Below are 551 nucleotides of genomic sequence, written 5' to 3'. Positions count from 1 at the left end.
CTTCCGCCGCCGGACGAGCCAAATAATGACAGGGGCTCCGATGACGGCGGTCATGACGCCCACTGGAATTTCTCCCGGCGGGAGGGCTAGGCGCCCCATGATGTCGGCAATGATCAGCAGCACCGGCGCCAGGACCAGGGAAAAGGGAAGGATCCACCGGTAGTCCGGCCCGGTGAAGGACCGGACCATGTGCGGGATCACCAGGCCGACAAAGCCGATCGGGCCTACGGCGGCCGTGGCGGCACCGCACAGCAGCACCACTCCCAGGGCAGTGATGCCGCGGCTGAGGCCCACCCGCTGCCCCAGCCCCCGGGCCACGTCATCCCCCAGGGACAGACCGTTCAGTGCCCGGCCGGCGCACAGCGTGATGACGGCGCCGGCTGCCAGGAAGGGAACGACGGCGCTGATCACGTCCCAGCCCCGACCGGACAGACTGCCCGCCTGCCAGAAACGGAAGATGTCCAGTGTCTGCTGGCTGGAAACCAGCACTGCGCTCATGAGTGAACTCAGTCCGGCGGACAGGGCCGCCCCGGCGAGGGCCAGTTTGACCG

At 68.4% G+C, this 551-nt stretch carries 1 protein-coding gene; it reads right to left on the bottom strand.

Going from position 1 to position 551, the window contains the following annotated elements:
- The coding region (locus tag CXQ90_RS21845; RefSeq protein ID WP_146068973.1) for an iron ABC transporter permease at positions 1-551 on the bottom strand (551 nt) is incomplete at both ends.

The sequence above is a fragment of the Arthrobacter sp. ZGTC131 genome (assembly GCF_002929275.1).
Taxonomy (GTDB): Bacteria; Actinomycetota; Actinomycetes; order Actinomycetales; family Micrococcaceae; genus Arthrobacter.
The sequence above is the reverse complement of the archived record's forward strand: the minus strand, read 5'-3'. Positions and strand labels throughout refer to the sequence as shown.